At 56.5% G+C, this 18,696-nt stretch carries 17 protein-coding genes; 4 read left to right on the forward strand and 13 right to left on the reverse strand.

All coding sequences use genetic code 11. The annotated features are described in order from the left end of the window. Positions 1–18 precede the first annotated feature (18 nt). The 5 genes from secF to QGM61_RS07490 form a co-directional block, all read right to left on the reverse strand. A complete protein-coding gene (gene secF / locus QGM61_RS07470; protein ID WP_281132515.1) occupies positions 19–978 on the reverse strand; it encodes a protein translocase subunit SecF in 960 nt (319 codons plus the stop codon). Positions 979–983: 5 nt separating this feature from the next. Then, positions 984–2,855, reverse strand: coding sequence for a protein translocase subunit SecD (secD, locus tag QGM61_RS07475; protein WP_281132516.1), 1,872 nt, complete (start codon positions 2,853–2,855; stop codon positions 984–986). Between the two features lie 55 nt (positions 2,856–2,910). Next, positions 2,911–3,243, reverse strand: coding sequence for a preprotein translocase subunit YajC (gene yajC, locus QGM61_RS07480; protein WP_281132517.1), 333 nt, complete (start codon positions 3,241–3,243; stop codon positions 2,911–2,913). Between the two features lie 132 nt (positions 3,244–3,375). After that, entirely contained in the window at positions 3,376–4,494 is a 1,119-nt protein-coding gene (gene tgt, locus QGM61_RS07485; protein WP_281132518.1) for a tRNA guanosine(34) transglycosylase Tgt, read from the reverse strand. Positions 4,495–5,060: 566 nt separating this feature from the next. Further along, entirely contained in the window at positions 5,061–6,665 is a 1,605-nt protein-coding gene (locus QGM61_RS07490) for a peptide chain release factor 3 (RefSeq protein ID WP_281132519.1), read from the reverse strand. A 118-nt stretch (positions 6,666–6,783) separates the two neighbouring features. On the opposite strand from QGM61_RS07490, the gene QGM61_RS07495 reads away from it, so the two are divergent. Further along, complete coding sequence (locus QGM61_RS07495; RefSeq protein ID WP_237133573.1) at positions 6,784–7,644, forward strand: EamA family transporter; 861 nt, start codon at positions 6,784–6,786, stop codon at positions 7,642–7,644. Positions 7,645–7,676: 32 nt separating this feature from the next. Here the strand turns inward: QGM61_RS07495 and QGM61_RS07500 are convergent, their stop codons facing one another. Then, positions 7,677–8,543: a sulfurtransferase gene (locus tag QGM61_RS07500; protein ID WP_281132520.1), complete on the reverse strand. Its 867-nt coding sequence runs from the start codon at positions 8,541–8,543 to the stop codon at positions 7,677–7,679. A gap of 155 nt (positions 8,544–8,698) precedes the next feature. Between QGM61_RS07500 and QGM61_RS07505 the strand changes: the two genes are divergently transcribed. Together QGM61_RS07505 and QGM61_RS07510 are read left to right on the forward strand one after the other, a co-directional pair. Beyond that, complete coding sequence (locus tag QGM61_RS07505; protein WP_281132521.1) at positions 8,699–9,256, forward strand: phosphatase PAP2 family protein; 558 nt, start codon at positions 8,699–8,701, stop codon at positions 9,254–9,256. 41 nt (positions 9,257–9,297) lie between these two features. Further along, positions 9,298–10,122: a class I SAM-dependent methyltransferase gene (locus QGM61_RS07510; protein ID WP_281132522.1), complete on the forward strand. Its 825-nt coding sequence runs from the start codon at positions 9,298–9,300 to the stop codon at positions 10,120–10,122. Here the strand turns inward: QGM61_RS07510 and QGM61_RS07515 are convergent, their stop codons facing one another. From QGM61_RS07515 to QGM61_RS07535, 5 genes are all read right to left on the reverse strand, one after another. Then, the gene (locus QGM61_RS07515; RefSeq protein ID WP_281132523.1) at positions 10,123–11,028 is read right to left on the reverse strand and encodes an alpha/beta hydrolase; all 906 of its coding nucleotides are present in this window, start codon (positions 11,026–11,028) and stop codon (positions 10,123–10,125) included. Then, on the reverse strand, positions 11,025–12,041 hold the full coding sequence (locus QGM61_RS07520) for a COX15/CtaA family protein (RefSeq protein ID WP_281132524.1): 1,017 nt from the start codon (positions 12,039–12,041) through the stop codon (positions 11,025–11,027). The genes QGM61_RS07515 and QGM61_RS07520 overlap by 4 nt, the downstream gene beginning before the upstream one ends. 109 nt (positions 12,042–12,150) lie before the next feature. After that, complete coding sequence (locus tag QGM61_RS07525; protein ID WP_281132525.1) at positions 12,151–13,242, reverse strand: helix-turn-helix domain-containing protein; 1,092 nt, start codon at positions 13,240–13,242, stop codon at positions 12,151–12,153. 176 nt (positions 13,243–13,418) lie between these two features. Continuing rightward, complete coding sequence (locus QGM61_RS07530) at positions 13,419–14,390, reverse strand: hypothetical protein (protein WP_281132526.1); 972 nt, start codon at positions 14,388–14,390, stop codon at positions 13,419–13,421. After that, on the reverse strand, positions 14,390–15,937 hold the full coding sequence (locus QGM61_RS07535) for a c-type cytochrome (protein ID WP_281132527.1): 1,548 nt from the start codon (positions 15,935–15,937) through the stop codon (positions 14,390–14,392). Before QGM61_RS07535 ends, QGM61_RS07530 begins: the two co-directional genes overlap by 1 nt. Positions 15,938–16,208: 271 nt before the next feature. Here QGM61_RS07535 and QGM61_RS07540 point away from each other — a divergent pair, with 271 nt between their 5' ends. After that, positions 16,209–16,676: a copper resistance protein CopC gene (locus QGM61_RS07540; protein WP_281132528.1), complete on the forward strand. Its 468-nt coding sequence runs from the start codon at positions 16,209–16,211 to the stop codon at positions 16,674–16,676. A gap of 26 nt (positions 16,677–16,702) precedes the next feature. On the opposite strand, the gene QGM61_RS07545 is transcribed toward QGM61_RS07540, so the two are convergent. After that, positions 16,703–17,686: an ABC transporter ATP-binding protein gene (locus tag QGM61_RS07545; protein WP_281132529.1), complete on the reverse strand. Its 984-nt coding sequence runs from the start codon at positions 17,684–17,686 to the stop codon at positions 16,703–16,705. After that, on the reverse strand, positions 17,683–18,681 hold the full coding sequence (locus QGM61_RS07550) for an ABC transporter ATP-binding protein (RefSeq protein ID WP_317622163.1): 999 nt from the start codon (positions 18,679–18,681) through the stop codon (positions 17,683–17,685). Before QGM61_RS07550 ends, QGM61_RS07545 begins: the two co-directional genes overlap by 4 nt. Between the last annotated feature and the right edge of the window lie 15 nt (positions 18,682–18,696).

Raw genomic sequence — 18,696 nt, forward strand, 5'->3', positions numbered from 1 at the left:
GCCGGGCAGCAATATCTGTTACGGCAATGAATCGACTTCTTCCCCTTCTTTAATGGGGACTGCCAGATCTTCTTTGTCGATTTTGAGGTACATCAGGAAGTTGCAGCTGATATGCAGTGAGGTATAGGTACCCACGCTGACGCCAACGATCAATGACACCGCAAATCCACGGATCGATTCACCACCCATCAGCAGCATGGCGAACAGCGCCAGCAGAGTGGTTAACGAGGTCACAAAGGTTCGCGAAATCACCTGATTCAGTGTCGTGTTCAAAATGAACTCTGAATCAGTCGAGCGCATGGTCCGGAAGTTCTCGCGGGCACGGTCGAATACCACGATGGTGTCATTCAATGAGTAACCAATTACCGCCAGCAAAGCCGCCAGTACGGTCAGATCGAAGGTCAGGTGGAACAGCGAGATGATGCCCAGCACTACGATCACGTCGTGCGCCAGCGCAGCCACCGAGGCCACTGCAAACTTGTACTGAAAGCGGACCGCCACATACAGCATGACGATGCCCAGAGCCACCAGCAGCGCCAATGCGCCCTGTTCGGCAAGTTCCTCACCTACTTTCGGCCCGACGTACTCAGAACGGCGCATTTCGACCGGTACGTCACTGGCCTCCTGCAATGCAGCCAGCACTTCATTGCCCAGCGACGAGGCCGCACTTGCCGCGGCCAGGTCGTCGGCACTTTCTTCCACGGGCAGCCTGACCAGCAGATCCCGGTCGGATCCAAAGGCGACAACTACCGCATCCTCAAAGCCAGAGGAGATCAGCTGTTGGCGCACATCCTCCGGATTGATGGATTGCGGGTAACCGACCTCGATGAGAGTGCCGCTGGTGAAGTCGAGACCAAATTCGAACCGGTTGATCGCCAGCGACAGAATCGCAACCACGAGCATGACTGTGGAGATGATCCCGGTGATGCGGCGCTTGCGCGCACTCATAAAGTCGATATCGGATTTTATCAATGCCATAGTGCTTACCCCTGCGCCTCAGCTGCCTTGATGAATGGGCCGATGGACAGTTTGTCGACCTTGCGGCCGCCATACATCAGGTTGACGATGAAACGTGTCACCATGATCGCCGAGAACATCGAGGTCATGATGCCGACCATCAGGGTCACGGCAAAGCCCTTGACGGGACCAGTACCCACCGAGAACAACACCATGGCCACCAGGAATGTGGTCAGGTTGGCGTCCACAATGGTGGAAAATGCCCGGTCGAAACCGGCAGAAATGGCGTTCTGTGGCGACAGGCCGGAGACAATCTCTTCCCGTATCCTGGTAAAGATCAGTACGTTGGCGTCAACCGCCATACCGATCGTCAATACAATACCGAAGATGCCCGGCAAGGTGAGCGTGGCTGAAATAATCGACATGATCGATACCAGCAGCACCACGTTGATGACCAGGGCAATATTCGCCGCCAGACCGAACAGACGGTAATAATAGAGCATGAACGACAGCACCAGCAGGTAGCCGAGCATCACGGCGCGACTGCCCTGCTCGATATTTTCTGCACCAAGGCTCGGCCCAACGGTACGCTCTTCAATGAAGTACATCGGTGCCGCCAGCGCCCCAGAGCGAATCAGCAGCGACAGGTCATTTGCCTCCTGCTGGCTGAGACCGGTAATGACAAACTCGCGGCCAAGCGCAGCACGAATCACCGCATGGCTGATCAGACGACGCTCTTCATAGGTCTCCTGACGCTCAACCACATTGCCGTCGGCGTCTTCTTCGAATACCGTCCGCGTACGAGTCTCAATCAACAGGATATCCATCAGGTTGCCGATGTTCTCCCGGGTGACGCGGTTAAACTGTTGGCCGCCCTGCGCATCCAGATTGATGACAACCTGCGGCTGACCATACTGGTCAAGCGCTGAACGCACATTGCTGATGCGGTCACCCTGCAGAATGACGGTATTGTCCACATTGACCCGCTGTCCCTGGTATTCGTAGGTCTCGTAAGAGGTAGTGGGCGCACCCGGCTCTGCCTCAAGGTGGAACTGCAGCGTAGCGATCCGCTGCAGAATGCGTTTGGCCTGCGCGGTATCCTGAACACCGGGCAATTCCACAACGATTCGATTGGGGCCCTGTTGCTGCACCACGGGTTCAGCGACACCCAGCGAGTCAACACGATTGCGGATACTGGTCTGGTTGGCGGTGACGGTGTCCTGACGCATCTGGTCCAGATCTTCAGCTGTCAGCGACATCTCCAGCAGGTAATCTCCGCCCTGCTCTCTGGCGATGACCTGCAGATCGGCAAAGTTCTCGCGGATCAGGGTTCGTGCCTGACTGCGTGACTCTTCATCCTCAAAGCGAGCCTCAATCAGATTGATGTTTTCCAGCGACAGATTGCGTGAGCGGATACGCTCGTTACGCAGCTCCTGGCGAATGGAGTTCATGGTATTTTCCATGCGCCGTCTTTGCGCGGTCTCCATGTCGACTTCCATCAGGAAGTGCACGCCGCCCTGCAGGTCGAGACCAAGGTTCATCTTGCCAGCACCCACTGCCTGAAGGAAACCCGGGGTCGTTGGCGCCAGGTTCAACGCTACAATGTAATCACCCTCGAGGTTCTGCTCGATTGCCGACTTGGCACGCAATTGATCATCCAGGCTGTAAAAGCGAATCAGGCCACCCAGATCAGTCAGCTCGTCACCGAAATATTCAATGCCCGCCGCACGCAGGGCATCAGTAGCCATACCCAGGTCGATATCGGTAACTTCGCGGTTCTCGTGAGATATCTGCAGCGCCGGATCGTCCGGAAACAGATTGGGGGAGGCGTAAATCAGACCTAGCGCCACCACCGTGGCAACCAGGATGTTCTTCCAGAGTGGAAATTTGTTAAGCATGCTTAGAACCTGTTACAGCGCGGCTGGCCGAAGCCAGCCGCTTGTGTTCGCTGACTCATCCGATCGACTTGATCGTGCCTTTGGGCAGAGCTGCCGCTACTGCTGACTTCTGCAGATTCAGCTCGACGCCATCAGCCACTTCTACAGCAATGTAATCGTCTGTCACTTTAGTGACTTTGCCCAGGATGCCACCGCTGGTCAGCACTTCGTCACCTTTGCCAAGGTTGCTGACCAGCTCGCGATGTTCTTTGGCCCGCTTGGCCTGTGGACGCCACAGAATCAGGTAAAACAGCACAAACATGCCGCCGATAAACAGCAGGTTGAACATGGCACCACCCTGCGGGGCTGCTGCTTGCTGGGCATGTGCGGTACTGATAAAAAAGTCCATAGTGCGTCTCTCTCAAATAATGTCTGTGTTGTATCAATATTATATAACGATTAAATGGCAAGGCCTGTTCAGATCCCACCATTGACATCTGTATGACCGATGCAACGGGGCGCAGTTACAAGCCATGCAATATCAGGCCTCAGGTTCGTCCTGCAACCTGGCCTGATCCTGGTAGAACTCTTCAGCAAAGGCGGTAAATCTACCCTGTTCCAATGCCTGACGCAAACCCTGCATCAAGTGTTGGTAGTAGTGCAGATTATGGATGGTATTGAGCTGGGCACCCAGCATTTCCTTGCACTTGTCGAGATGATGCAGGTAGGCCCGACTGAAATTCTGACAGGTGTAGCAGTCACAGTTGGGGTCCAATGGCCGGACATCGTCTTTAAAGCGGGCATTGCGCAGCTTCAGCAGGCCCTGACTGGTGAACAGATGGGCGTTGCGGGCATTACGGGTCGGCATTACACAGTCAAACATGTCGATACCGCGCCGCACACCCTCAACCAGATCTGCCGGCGTACCGACCCCCATCAGGTAACGGGGCTTGTGCTCTGGCAAACGGTGGCCGACATAATCGAGCACCTTGATCATCTCATCCTTGGGTTCCCCCACAGACAGTCCACCGATAGCGTAACCATCAAAATCCATGGCCACCAACGCGTCCAGGGACTGTTGACGCAGATGTTCGTACATACCGCCCTGAACAATTCCAAACAGTGCCGACGGGTGATCGCCATGCGCCACCTTGCAGCGCTGCGCCCAGCGCAGGCTTAGCTGCATCGATGCCTCGGCCTCCTGCTCTGTGGCCGGATAGGGTGTGCATTCGTCAAAAATCATGATGATGTCTGAACCCAGCTCATGCTGCACCTGGATGGCGGTCTCAGGGCCGAGAAACACTTTGGCGCCGTCCACGGGCGAGCGGAAGGTCACGCCCTCTTCGGTAATCTTGCGCATCTCGCCCAGGCTGAACACCTGGAACCCGCCGGAGTCGGTCAGTATGGGTTTTTGCCAGCCACCAAAATCATGCAGGTCGCCGTGTTTACGGATGATCTCAGTGCCGGGACGCAGCATCAGATGGAAGGTGTTGCCCAGGATTATCTCGGCGCCGGTGTCGAGGATCTGCTGGGGAGTCATGCCTTTGACGGTGCCGTAGGTGCCAACGGGCATAAAGGCCGGTGTCTGCACATCACCGCGCGGAAAGCTGAGCGTACCGCGGCGGGCGTGGCCGTCTGTGTGGTGTACCTTGAATTCCATCGTTCTCTCAGTGCCGGCATCCGGCTTGTCTATTGATTTGTACGTTATATAACTCCGTAGACCGCGTCGCGCGCTGTCCGGAGCTGCCGTTCGGAGACGCCCGTGAATACGTCCCTGTAGGGCTCGCCTCGCGCCGTCCCTGGCGCTCGACGCTCCTCACGTCGTCCCCGGACATCCCGCGCCGCTGACCTAGTGCCATTTCAATAACTCAATGGCTCCCAGTCGCTGATCGCACGCCTTGGGAAGGCCGAAAATCATCGCTGCCCACGGTCGGCGATTCCACTAACGGCAAGCTGGCGGCTGTGGTGTCAAACAGTACGTAACCGGCGCCATCGTTGGCGCTTGACGCTCTTCGCGTCGTTTCTGGACACCGTGCGTCGCTGACGATGTCATATCGACCCGCGCGGCACTCGGTCAGCGGCGGGATGGCGGATGCTGACAGCCTGGACCGCCGGCGGACAGGATGTCCGACGACGAGCCCCCCAGGGAAGGGTTCACGGGCGCGTCCAGGATGCAGCAACCGTCAGCGCGACGCGGGCTACGAAGCTCCGAAGCCTTTCCGAAAGCTACGACGATGGTCCGGCAGCGTGCTCACGGGTGGCGCGGAAGCGGACGTCGGGCCAGCGTTCTTCCATCAGGCTCAGGTTCACCCGCGTCGGCGGCAGATAGGTCAGGTGATCGCCGCCATCTACTGCCAGGTTTTCGTAGGCCTTCTTCTTGAACTCCTCGAACTTCTTCGGATCGTCGCATTCCACCCAGCGCGCACTGTAAATGTTCACCGGCTCGTAGATGCAGTCCACCTTGTATTCATCCTTCAATCGATAGGCAACCACTTCGAACTGCAGCACACCGACCGCGCCAACGATCAGGTCATTGTTGCGCTCTGGCATGAATACCTGGACCGAGCCTTCTTCTGACAACTGCCGCAGACCCTTTTGCAACTGTTTGGTCTTCAGCGGATCCTTCAGTCGGATGCGTCGGAACAGTTCCGGTGCAAAGTGCGGGATACCGGTGAACTGCAGCAGCTCGCCTTCGGTAAAGGTGTCACCAATCTGAATCGTGCCGTGATTGTGAAAACCGATGATGTCACCAGACACGGCATGCTCTGCCTGTTCGCGCTCTCCAGCTTTGAAGGTCACGGCATCACTGATACGCACATCTTTGCCAAGGCGGCAGTGCTGCAGCTTCATGCCCTTGCTGTATTTGCCGGAGCAGATGCGCAGAAAGGCAACACGGTCACGGTGGTTTGGGTCCATGTTCGCCTGGATCTTGAATACAAAGGCACTGAACTGGGGTTCAACCGGCGACACTTCGCGGCTGTCGGTGCCACGGGCCCTGGGCGATGGCGCCCATTTCACAAAATCGTCGAGCAGCTCGCGAACGCCGAAGTTGCCCAGTGCCGTACCGAAAAACACCGGCGTCATGCGACCGGCCAGGTATTCCTCGAGATCAAATTCATGACTGGCGCCGCGCACCAGTTCAATCTCGTCAGCGAAATCGTCGGCGTAGGCACCCAGCAGAGCCTTGGCCTCGGCACTGCGCAGCCCTTCGATTCTCACATCGTCAGGAATACGATCGCCCTGCCCGTGATGATAAACATGAAGGGTGTCGGTATAGAGGTTGTAAATACCCTTGAAGCCCTTACCATTGCCCAGTGGCCAATAGATCGGTGCACACTGGATATTAAGCACTGTCTCAATCTCATCCAGCACTTCAATCGGATCTCGCGTGTCTCGGTCCAGTTTGTTTACGAAGGTAAAGATGGGCGTGTCCCGCAGACGACAGACTTCCATCAGCTTGATGGTCCTTTCCTCGACGCCTTTTGCGCCATCCACCACCATCAGCGCCGAGTCTACGGCAGTCAATACGCGGTAAGTATCTTCCGAGAAATCTTCGTGGCCAGGCGTGTCAAGCAGGTTCACAACAGCGTCGTTATAGGGAAACTGCATTACCGACGAGGTCACAGAGATGCCCCGCTGCTGCTCCATGGCCATCCAGTCAGAGGTCGCATGTTTTTCATTGCGCTTGCCCTTCACCGACCCGGCTGTCTGAATCAGACGTCCGAACAGCAGCAGCTTTTCGGTAATCGTGGTTTTACCGGCGTCCGGGTGCGAAATGATCGCGAAGGTGCGACGGGTAGCGATTTCCCGCGCTAACTGGTCTTGTGCCATAACGTGTATCTGCGACTTTGAAAAGGCGCGTATTTTCGCCTATTCGCCGCCATTAAACAAACCTGCAACCCGCTTATGTGCTACGCTTTGCCACTTTTTCGCATCTGATGAATCTGATATGGGCTTATTGTTATTTGTCACCGTCTTTTGGGCGTTCTCATTCAGCCTGATTGGCGAGTTTCTGAGCGGCAACGTCGACAACGATTTTGCGGTCCTGACGCGCGTGACCCTCGCCGCGCTGATGTTCCTGCCGCTGACGGTCTGGCGCGGGGTCCCCGGCCGGCTGATCGGTGGACTCATGTTGTGTGGCGCCCTGCAGTTTGGCATCACTTACCTGTTGCTGTATCGATCATTCAGCTTCCTGACAGTGCCGGAAGTGCTGCTGTTTACAATCTTCACGCCCCTGTACGTGACGCTGATCGATGATGCCCTGAATCGCCGCTTTTCACCTGTTGCGCTGTTGGCCGCAGCGGTTGCAACACTGGGCGCCGGCGTGATTCGTTATGACGGTCTGAGTGAAGACTATCTGACTGGTTTCCTGCTGTTGCAGGTGTCGAACCTCACTTTTGCTGCTGGCCAGGTGGGTTACAAGCATTTGATGCAGGCGTTCCCATTGGTACTGAAACCCTGGCGCACTTTTGGTCACTTTTTTATCGGTGCACTGATCATTGCTCTGCCCTCTTTCCTGATTTTCGGCAATACCGAGATGCTGCCGTCTACATCGTTGCACTGGGGCATTCTTGCCTGGCTGGGCGTGGGTGCGTCCGGCATCGGCATGTATCTGTGGAACCGGGGTGGCTGTCAGGTCGACGCCGGCACGCTGGGCATCATGAACAACGCACTGGTGCCAGCAGGCTTGTTGGTCAATCTTGCCATCTGGGGCCGGGATGAACCTTTGCTGCCGCTGTTCCTGGGCGGTTCCATTATTGCCTTTTCCTTATGGATCAATGCGCGACGCCCGGCCAGCAAGCTTGCCTGAGACAGCTCACCGGACGTCAAGCGTATCGGCAATCAGACTTTTGCGACGGGCCGCGACGGATCTGTAATCCACTCGCTCCAGGAACCAGCGTAGAGCCGCGGCATCTCCAGCCCGGCTATCGCTGCCGCCAGAATATTGTGGCAGGCCGTCACGCCTGAACCGCAATACGCCACCAGTTCGCCGTTTGACTCCAGCGCAGCAAAGCGCTTCGCCAGTTCAGCAGCAGGCAGAAAATATCCCTGTTCATCGACATTCCCGGAACACGGCAGGCAGATTGCACCGGGAATATGCCCCGCTACCGGATCAATCGGTTCGTGCTCTCCCCGAAACCTCGGTTCAGCGCGCGCATCAATCAATTGCCATTTTGGCGTGTCCAGATGCTTCAGGACCTCACCAGACGAAACCCACATATCTGCCACAGGCTGCGCAACAAAATTGCCCGGCCAGGCTTTGACCGTCATGGAAGCTGTGGTCTTGCCGCCCTGGTTTCGCCAGGCTGCAAGACCACCGTCAAGCACCTGTACCTTTGAATGTCCGAGCCACACCAGCAGCCACCAGGCTCGCGCGGCATGCAGGGAAGAGCTGTCGTCGTAGACCACGACATGATCGCTGTTGCGCATGCCCAGTTCTCGAAGCCTGGCTTCCAGTACTGCCGGATCTGGCAGCGGATGGCGGCCTGTCTCGCCGGGCACGATTGCCGACGACAGGTCCTCATCCAGGTCCAGAAATACCGCTCCCGGAATGTGACCTTCCTGGTAGGCCCTCCGGCCATAGCTGACATCCTCCAGCTGGAACCGACAGTCAATGACAAAAACCCCTTCGCTGGACAGCAGTGATTCCAGCTGCCCTGCACTGATCAACGGATTAACGACTGTTTTTTCATCACTGTGTGTCTTCATTAACGCCTCATTTTCCATGATGGGGATAATTAAATGTGTCGGATCAGCCGCCGTTAGCAAAACCATTGATTGTCAACGAAATGTCATGCGCAGGACATGCAGCTGTCGTAAAGCGCTGCCAAACTGCCCGCGTGCAGACAAACGGGGTAGCCGTTATGAACAACCGAACCGTCAATGCTTTGCAACGTCTGGCTGACATGGATGCCCGCCTTTTCCTCGCACTAAACAGTGTACACCGTCACGCCCGGGTGGAACGACTGATTCGCGCCATCTCATTCAGCGGTGACGGGTATCTGTATCTTGCGCTTGGCATATGTTTGCCCTGGCTGTTTCCAGAAGCAGGCACTGGGTTCCTGATTGCTGGTCTGATTGGCTTCCTGATTGAATTGCCTATTTACTGGGTGCTCAAGAACGCGTTCAAACGCCGTCGGCCGTTCCGGGTTGTTAAGGCGATGGCACCAGCACTTAATCCGTCCGATGAGTTCAGTTTCCCTTCCGGGCACACCACAGCGGCCTTCATGATGGCTGCGCTGGTCAGTTTCTTCTTCCCCCTGGCAGGCCTGTTCATGTATGGCTGGGCTGCTCTGGTAGGACTGTCCCGGGTCATGCTTAAGGTGCATTTCATTTCTGACGTAATCGCCGGTGCAGCGCTGGGCTCACTGATCGCCTGGCTGGCAATCACTGCACTGTTACCGCTGGCAATTCTGGGGTAATCTCTTTCGCTCGGTATTCACACTCTGCGGAGCATTACGCAATGAAAACAGCAATTAGAAAAACGCTCGCCTGCTCAGCTTTGATGCTGGCCGGCGTTCTGGCCATCGGACAGGCCGCCGCCCAGCACAATGGCCCACTGCTGGCTGCCATTCACGGCGACCACAGATCTGACCTCAACAAGGCTCGCGATGTCTATCGCAGCCCATACGACACACTGACATTCTTTGGTATCGAGCCACACCACACTGTTATCGAAGCCTGGCCAGGCGGCGGCTGGTATACCGAAATACTCGCGCCCTATCTGAAAGAGAATGGCAAGCTGATTGCCGCCACCTATGATCGCAGTGACAACCCTGAACAAGGCTGGATGACGGGCTCCAACGCCGCATTTGCGCGCCTGGTCGACAGCAACCCGGAGCTGTACGGTGATATCGAGATATCCCAACAACTCACCCAGTCACAGTCCGCAATCGCGCCAGCTGGCACAGTTGACGCGATCGTGGATTTCAGAAATGCCCACAACTGGCTTGGCATGGGCGCAGACAATGTTGTCATGGCGTGGCATGCGGCACTGAAACCGGGCGGTGTAGTTGGCATCGTCGATCACCGCTGGCCAGCTGACCAGGCTGCCATTCCGGGCAATGGCTATATTCACGAACAGCAATTGATCGACCTGATGACTGCACATGGATTCACCCTGGCTGGCCGCTCGGAGATTAATGCCAATCCAAACGATCCCAAGGATCACCCCAACGGTGTGTGGATGCTGCCACCGAACCTGCGCGGACTGGACGATGAAACGCGTGCGCGTAACGTCCGTATCGGTGAAAGTGACCGCATGACCCTCAAGTTCATCAAGAACTGATCAGGGCTGCAGAAAATCAAGCATGGTCTGGCGGACGTTCTGCCAGGCCTCCTGCCCCAGCGAGTGCGGCCCGATGATCAGATGATTCAGCACACTGGCCGCATCTTCGCTTTTTTCAACATCGACATACTGCCACTGACTCAACTGATGCGTGTTGATGAATTCACGTATGCCATTGTCTGATACCAGCTCATCGCGTGAGTGCATGAATAGCAGCACAGGCATGTTCAATGTATCGGTTATCGATGCATTAAATGCTTCAATGCCGCGATAAAGGGCAAGATAGGCTGACACCGGTGCAAAATCATTGGCGCGGTACTCATCTGGCGATGTGCTGGGCAGCACCACGTCCGGAAAAGGCTGCAATGGGTAAAGCAGATAGGAAGACCAGCGCAGACTGATAGCTGGCGCAAACAGCACCATTTTTTGCGGACCTGCGCCGTCCTGTTCAGCGAAGTGTGCCTGATAATCAGCTGCCAGCAATCCACCCAGCGAAAACCCGACCACATAGAGCGGCAGTGACTGTTCTACAGCTACCTGATTCGCCTCACGGACCGCCCTGCGAACCTCGCCCTGCCAGACAGAAAAGTCCGCCTCGCGAAACTGCACCAGACGGCCCTGCGCATCCAGCTCATCGGCATGACCGCTCAGAGAAACGCTGAGCACATTGATATTTGCGTCCAGCAGCGCAGCGGCAATATCGTCCATCGCGTCAGGCTGCAGATTCAGACCATGCACCAGCACCGCCACGGCCTGTGGTTCGTCTACCAATAGCCATTCATAGGCATAGGTATCCGAGTCAAGCAGCGCCTGTTGTTGCGCATCCAGCGTGTCACGGTCAAGCGACGCCGGATAGCCGGCACAGCCACTGGTAAGCAGCAGCGCCGCCGCCAGCCAGCGAATCACGCGATGGCTGCCTGATGGCCGCCGCCGGATTGCTGTCCTGTTGCGTGTCGGTAATCCATCCATAACAGAAACTGCAGGCCAAAAATAAGTGAGGCACTGAGCAGATGCAGGGGTTGAACCAGGGCCGGCATTCCCAGATGACCCAGGGTCGCACCAGAGATGACCGCTAGTCCGATCACTGCCAGCACGCCGCCAGCCAGTCTCGTAATGGAGTGATGCAGGCCCAGCGAACGGTAAGCCAGCCACACCAGCCAGACATTGGAGAACAGGACTACGGCCGAGAAGGAGCGGTGCACATAAAATACCCACTGCTGTGCGGATATCCATGTCGAGCGGTCAGCACCCTGGACATGGTTCAGATAGTCCATTAATTCCCGAATCTGAATACCCATCGTGATCTGCACAACGGTCATGGCCATGACGGCATAGAGCCATGGCTTGAAGCGTCGGTCCAGCCCGTCAATTGAGCGCGCAGCCACAATGCCACGCCTTGAGCGCGCCAGTGCAAACAGCAACACACCAACGATTGCCAGCGCCATTAACATATGCACGGTAATCATGCCTGGCTGCAGGTTGGACGCCACTACCCGCGAGCCCAGCCAGCCCTGGTAGATCACCATCAACAGCGCGGCTACCGACGCAATCGTGATCCAGCGATCGTGTCGCCGAAGCCCGATTGACTTCACAGCGGTGATCAGGATGAACAGACCAATACTGACGCCGACCAGGCGGTTGACATACTCGGTCCAGGTTTTGACTGGATTGAAGCGGGTCTCAGCGTAGCCGCGATCGGCATAGATTTCCTGGTAGTTGGCTGGCAGCTGCGATTCGCTGACTGGAGGAATCCAGCTTCCGAAACAGGTTGGCCAGTCTGGGCAGCCCATTCCGGCACCGGATGCGCGGACCGTCGCTCCGACTAGAATCAGAAAATAGACGGCACAAATGGTTATCAGTGCAATTCGGCGCCAGGATTTCAGCGCAGGCGTATCATCAATAAGGCTTGAATCGGTCATGTTCAGCGTATGTTCCAGCAATCGGGAGAATCAGGACACGGTGATCAGGGAGCCCGACTGATTCAGGTCTCAACACACCGTATGAGGCAAGTCTTGTTGTACAGGGATTTTACTCCCCTTGCCCGCCACTGGCAAAGTGCTGTGCGTCAGTTTGTGTGCGCCATACCGACGGCGTCACACCATGAGTCTCTTTGAACGCCTTGTTGAACGAAGACAATGAGACATAACCCACATCAAGCGCGATGCTGGATATGGGAATATGCTCCTCCTCAGGATCTCGAAGCCGGCGGGCGGCCTCTTCAATGCGGTACTGGTTCAGGAACTGATTAAAATTTCTGAAGTGCATTGCCTGATTGATCAGCCGACGCAGACGGTATTCCTGCAGGGAAACCTTGGCGGCCAGGTCACCAATGGTCAGTCCTGGCTCGGCGTACAGACGCTCCTGCCGCATCGCCGTCAAAACGCGGTCGATCAGCTGCTGATCATGTCGTGATACGGTGCCAGTGGGGACAGTGGACGCTGCAATCCGGGGCTGTTCAATGGCCGTCTGGATCAGCTGCGGCGCATCATTCTGCAGTCTGAACATGGCCAGGTTCACAAACAGGATCAATCCAAAGATCACCATGAAATACAGGGTATCCAGCTGCGGCCCGCCGAACTGAAAAAATCCCGAACCAATGATCACCCCGACGATGGTACCCATGCCGATGGCAAAGGGCACCCGCACCTGACGACGCGACTCCACCAGATCACCTTCGCGACCCCGGCATGCCATATAGACTACGTGGCAGGCGAGGAACAGCATGATCCATTGAGGAATATAAAAGTACAGCAGATAAAGGAAGGTACTGTCCTGGGGCACACTGCCACCGTAGGACAGCAGCCCAATCGTGCGGATGACCATATAGAAGATGATCATGGCTGCCACACCCGGGTGAACACGCCGCTGGTCTTCAAACAGACAACGGGCAATCACCCACAGCACCGCCGGCGCCAGGGTTGCCAGAATGGTCAGCAGCAGGCGTACCGCCAGTGGCCAATCAACGTCCGACCGCACCAGGATGTAGGCCGTGATACAGATACTGAAGAGCACGATAAGACGGGAGATCAGCCTGCGGGGAAAATAGACTGAATACAGACAGGCTAGAAACACCAGTTGCGAAATGGCCAGAAAACTACTGGCTGTGTGTAACCATGACATCGTGGGATTTGCCTGCCGTGCCGTGTCTGGAAGTACCCGTCATCCGGGCTGAAAGAGGTCATGACAATAAATGAGCTCATTCATTTATGCAAGCCCGCTACGGCGATGCTGCCGAAGCATTAAAAAAGCCAGGCTCCCTTCGGGAAGCCTGGCTTCAATCCAGCGGACGTCAGGCCTCAGGGATTGACGTTCACCGTGATGTACTGATCATGATAGAGACCACCATCATCAGCACGCGCCCAGAGAATATACTGACCGGGCTTGTCAAAGGTCACTGAGGTTTCATAGATACCGTCTTCCGGATAGGGTGGCGGTGTCCAGTAGGCTCCCCAGGGTGAATTGGCACTGGCTCGCGTGTCTTCCCAGGGTTTAACCTGCGGCGGGTAGAACTCAACGTTGCCGTCGCCAGATTCTTCGTCACCACGATACACATTCCATGACAGGTAAAGACCGTTCACTTTACCCACGGTGATGCGCGAGGGTGCGCGCATGAAGCGGCGAATCTCGCTGGTCGCGGTACGAGTGCTCAAGTCATAGAAACTCGCACCCGCAATACCCTGTTTCGGCAGACCATCGTCCTTCACCTCGGTACGCAGCAACAGCGGCTCGCCGACGCGCACATTGCGCACCGTATCACCGATCACACTGACCACGGGTGGCGTATTGGCACGCGACTCCGGGGTACTGGTACCCGCACCGAGAGAACCGGTTTCGGAGGCTATCACCACGCTGTCGATCACGTAGTCTTTAGCCAGCGTGGCATAAGCTGTGCGGGTTTCACCATTGGCAGTAATGGTCCACGTCAGCTCCTTGTCACCCCAGTCAGCCGGTACCTGCACCTTGAAGGTGAAGCGGTTGCGACGCGGCAGAAAGTGCGTGGGCTGACCACGGTCGGCATCACCTGGCGAGAAGAAATTGTTTTCTCCGACCTGGATATCCAGTTCTTCTTCCCAGTTTTCGTTGTGATAACCGAAGATGAAGTTATAGCTGCCATCGGGGTTTTGCTCCCAGCCTTCATAGGCTGGCTCGATATGCTGGCCTCTGAAGTAAGTCTGGGCCTGGGCTGGCAACGTGGCCAGCACCATCACCACACCGAGCACTGCCACGGCACCCGCCGTCACTCGTTTTGTTAAAGCACGTGCGAACATCAGTTTTCCTCCGTCTGACTAACCATCATGGCATCGCCAGTCAGGCCAATTCGTTGTTTTTCTTCTTCTGTCAGCGTCAGATAGTTGATCATCGCTTCTGACATCTCTGCTTTTTCTTCTTCAGTTGGCTCAATTGGTGCTACCAGTGGCGCCAGACACAGCGGGCAGCCAATCTGGTGGTCATTTGGCCCAAGCTGCAGCTCGCGGCGACGGTTGGTCATTTCTTCGTAGAATTGATCCTCAGTCAGCGCAACCCGCATACCCAGATCGATGAACATATTGGTCACCGAGCGGTTGCCGGAACCCTGCCAGTTACGTGAATCCGGCACGTTAGGGTTGGTATCAGTGTTGTTCATGTAGCCAACAATGTGCAGCACTGTGCCTTCCGGCAGCAGAGGTGCTGCGTCCGACTCAAAGGTGTAACCGCGGACCCAGTTGTGGTCGTAACCCACGCAGGACAACGTTTCCACCGTATAGCCCCAGATTGCTTCCAGGCACATACGTTCGCCCGGTGCATGCAGGTGCGGCTCAAAGGTTACGATCTTGGTGGGCTGATTCAGCACCGCATAGGCATGCAGTTCCTGCTGATCCTGATTACCGGTGATGGAAATATCTACACCGTTACCCAGACCCAGAATGGCGGGCGGATACTTGGGCTCATAACCCTCAGGGTGGAAGCGGAAGCCGATTTCCAGATGGCCAGTGGTATCAACCCCCGTGGAGTGCAGGTGCACCGAGTTGGAAACCAGGTGTGAATTGGCACGCAGCAGGCGGCCTGAATCTTCGTCGAAGATGTCGGGGTTACGGGCAATTTCATGCACCGGCCAGGACACCTGACGGCCATCAGAACTGCCGTCTTCATTGAATACCTGGGTACTCCAGATCATGTGGTGCACAATGTTACGTGCGCCCACTGTGCCGCCTGCAGCTGCGGTATCAACGTCATTGATTTCGCGAATTTCGACGGATTTGACGTAACGGTCTTCAGTCAGGCCAGTCGGTACGGAGGGGATATCACCCCACCAGTCCGGTGCCCCACCTTCTACAAAAATGTCTTCGGTGCGAATGATCAGATCAGGCTCGCCAGCCGTCCAGGTTGCACCGCTGCCGAAATCGATGGGCTCTGGGGCATCCGCCGGATTACCTTCCGGTACACCGCCGCGCGCCCAGGCAGAAATCTTTGCCAGTTCTTCGTCACTCAGTGACGGATCCTGTTTGTAGTGCTGAATACCGACATCTTTCTCGGCATACCACGGCGGCATGGCACCAGCGCGATCGCGCAGCTGAGTGCGGTATTCAATCAGGCCCGCCCATGGCACCACTTCTTCGTAGCTCACCAGTGACATGGGGGCAACACCCGCCGGACGGTGACAGTTTTGACAGCTGCGCTGCAAAATAGGGGCAATGTCCTTGTGGAATGTGACTTGCTCATCATTGGACTGAGCATGGCTGAGGGAGATCGGTAAGGTGGCAAAACAGGCAGCGGCCAGCAGACGCAGCGACTGACGGGTGGTGAAACCCTTGCCGGGGGAACGCAGTATCCTCACGGGACACCTCCTTGGTTGTTTATTGTTGTTGCTATTGCGACCAGCTTATTGGAGCACGAATTTACAGGGCCGTCTTGCTGATTCAGAAAAATAGCTGACGGATTTTTGAAATCTGCTGTATTTACTGCAAAATCCGCCAGTAGCGACCTGCACCAAAAAATGCTGACATGGTATAAAGCGGAAGTCGATTTACGTCAGTGACAGGATAATAACAACAGTGACCATGCCTCCACGATTCACCCTTCCAGCGCTGCTTCTAGGCGTTTTGCTTATGGCTACAGCCGGCGCCGCCTCCGCCCAGCATTTCTCGCATACCTATCGTTATACTGGCGATGTGGAAATCGATCACATTCCCGATCACGACGCTGTGCTCGCGAGCGCCCCCAATGACCTGATACTGCGTTTCAGCGACTTTGTCACATTGGTCAAACTGACGGTAAAAACGCCCGATTACAAAAATATAGACATCAAATTCCGTTATGACCCGGTAGCCAATCGTGTTTTCATCTGGCCGCTGCCGACCTTGCCGGAAGCAGCCTACTATATTGTGGACTGGGGCGTGATTGATCCGGATCGGCAACTGATGCAGGGCCAGTTCCTGTTTTCTGCAGGTCCCGATGCCCAGCTGCCCTCATCCCTGGTTACCGAGGATGAAGCAGAGCACGTGATGCTGCCCGATTACCGCCTGATTGACCCCTCGCTGTTTCAGCAACAGACAGAAAGCGGACCAGTACCCTGATCTAACTGGCCGGCAACGGACATCACTCAGTCTGGAAAGTGACAGGCAACGAAATGATCACCAATAGCTGATGGTGATGCCTGCATGGCAGGTTCCTGCTGCGCGCAGATTGCCTGCGCTTTGGGGCAGCGTGTTCTGAACCGGCAACCGGAGGGCGGATTCATCGGCGACGGGATGTCGCCCTGCAACAGCGGAATGGCATCCTCCTGCGATGTCTCCAGCTCCGGAATGGAGGCCAGCAGGGCCTGCGTGTAAGGGTGCGAGGGGTGCTGATAAACCGCATCAACACTGCCAATTTCGCACAACTTGCCCAGATACATGACGGCGACCCGGTCGCTGATGTGCTTCACGACTGCCAGGTTGTGGGCGACAAACACCATGGTCAGCTGGTAGCGGGCCTTCATGTCTTCGAGCAGGTTGAGTATCTGGGCCTGGACACTGACATCCAGCGCCGACACCGGCTCGTCGCAGATCAGCACGTCCGGATCGAGCGCCAGTGAGCGGGCGATACAGATGCGTTGACACTGGCCTCCAGAAAACTGATGGGGTCGTCGATCCGCGGCCGTCTCGGGATCCAGCCCGACAGCCTCCATGACCTCTTCCACTCTGGCGCGCTGGTTCGGGCGTTCCCAGATCTGCAGCCCCTCAGCGATGATGTCTTTCACACGGCGACGCGGGTTCAGAGACGATATTGGGTCCTGAAAAATCATTTGCAGGGCGGTGCGCGTCTTTCGCAACGCCTCGCCCTCAAGCTGGGTGATATCCTGGTCCTTGAAAATCACTTTACCGCCTTTCGGCGGCGGCAGCTGCATGATTGCGCGTCCTACTGTCGACTTGCCGCAGCCTGACTCCCCCACCAGCCCAAGTGTCTCACCACGGGCGATATCGAAACTGACATCGGAAACTGCCTGAACGAGCTCGCGACCCACATCGAAGGTGACCACAAGATGCTCAACTTTCAGGACGATATCGTCTCGTGCTCTAAGCTGGGGGTTGGACGTTTCGCTCATGCACCGACCTCCTTGATGCCGATCGGGTAAAAGCAGGCATGCAGATGTTCATCGCCGGCCTGCGTCAGTGCCGGTGTCTCGCGGCGACAGCGTTGCTGTGCATTGGGGCAACGCGGCGCGAAAGCGCAACCTGGCGCCGGATCGATCAATTGCGGCGGTCGTCCCGGAATGGCGTGCAGGCGCGTATGCGAGGGGTCACTGAGTCTGGGCACCGATTTGAACAGCGCTTCCGTATAGGGATGACGCATGGCCGAGAAAAGCCGTGAGGTCGGTGCGTATTCAACAATACGCCCGGCATACATAACGGCAATATGATCGGCGCGATTGGCAACCACGCCCAGATCGTGGGTAATCAGTACCATGCCCATCTGCCGCTCTCGCTGCAGAGCCAGCAGCAGATCCAGCACCTGCCGTTGCACTGTGACATCCAGCGCCGTGGTTGGCTCATCAGCCAGCAAGACCTGCGGATCGCAGGCCAGAGCAATGGCGATCACCACGCGCTGGCGCATGCCACCCGACAATTGATGTGGATATTGTCGCAAGCGACCTTCAGGATCAGGGATGCCTACCTGCGCCAGCAATTCCAGCGCCCTGGCCATGGCCTGAGCCTTGTTCAGCCCCAGATGCAGCTGCAGTGGTTCTGCAATCTGCACGCCCAGCGTCAATACCGGGTTCAGGGCCGTCATCGGATCCTGAAAAACCATGGCCAGCCGTGGACCACGCAGAGTGCGAAACTCGCGCTCCGACAATTTTAGCAACTCCAGGACCTTGCCATCGACGGCCAGGCTTACCTGACCATCCAGCTGCTGCGTGGCGCGGCGCGGCAGCAACCCCATCAGGGCACGTGCCATGACACTCTTGCCAGAGCCGGATTCACCAACAATACCCAGCGTCTGACCCCGCTGCAGCTGGAAGGACACATCGGAAACCGCGTGCACAATTCCAGCTTCGCCGCGCAATCGAACCGTCAGATCCTCAACTCTGAGCAAGGGCAGCTGCTGTGTTTGCTG

Origin of the sequence: Pseudohongiella sp. SYSU M77423 (genome assembly GCF_029911965.1) — a bacterium.
GTDB lineage: Bacteria > Pseudomonadota > Gammaproteobacteria > Pseudomonadales > Pseudohongiellaceae > Pseudohongiella.

Coding starts and splice junctions, on each gene's coding strand:
- secF (WP_281132515.1), bottom strand. CDS start 978: ATGGCATTGATAAAATCCGATATCGACTTTATGAGTGCGCGCAAGCGC.
- QGM61_RS07540 (WP_281132528.1), top strand. CDS start 16,209: ATGGCTACAGCCGGCGCCGCCTCCGCCCAGCATTTCTCGCATACCTAT.
- QGM61_RS07545 (WP_281132529.1), bottom strand. CDS start 17,686: ATGAGCGAAACGTCCAACCCCCAGCTTAGAGCACGAGACGATATCGTC.
- QGM61_RS07520 (WP_281132524.1), bottom strand. CDS start 12,041: ATGACCGATTCAAGCCTTATTGATGATACGCCTGCGCTGAAATCCTGG.
- QGM61_RS07505 (WP_281132521.1), top strand. CDS start 8,699: ATGAACAACCGAACCGTCAATGCTTTGCAACGTCTGGCTGACATGGAT.
- QGM61_RS07525 (WP_281132525.1), bottom strand. CDS start 13,242: ATGTCATGGTTACACACAGCCAGTAGTTTTCTGGCCATTTCGCAACTG.
- QGM61_RS07490 (WP_281132519.1), bottom strand. CDS start 6,665: ATGGCACAAGACCAGTTAGCGCGGGAAATCGCTACCCGTCGCACCTTC.
- QGM61_RS07530 (WP_281132526.1), bottom strand. CDS start 14,390: ATGTTCGCACGTGCTTTAACAAAACGAGTGACGGCGGGTGCCGTGGCA.
- tgt (WP_281132518.1), bottom strand. CDS start 4,494: ATGGAATTCAAGGTACACCACACAGACGGCCACGCCCGCCGCGGTACG.
- secD (WP_281132516.1), bottom strand. CDS start 2,855: ATGCTTAACAAATTTCCACTCTGGAAGAACATCCTGGTTGCCACGGTG.
- yajC (WP_281132517.1), bottom strand. CDS start 3,243: ATGGACTTTTTTATCAGTACCGCACATGCCCAGCAAGCAGCAGCCCCG.
- QGM61_RS07500 (WP_281132520.1), bottom strand. CDS start 8,543: ATGAAGACACACAGTGATGAAAAAACAGTCGTTAATCCGTTGATCAGT.
- QGM61_RS07495 (WP_237133573.1), top strand. CDS start 6,784: ATGGGCTTATTGTTATTTGTCACCGTCTTTTGGGCGTTCTCATTCAGC.
- QGM61_RS07510 (WP_281132522.1), top strand. CDS start 9,298: ATGAAAACAGCAATTAGAAAAACGCTCGCCTGCTCAGCTTTGATGCTG.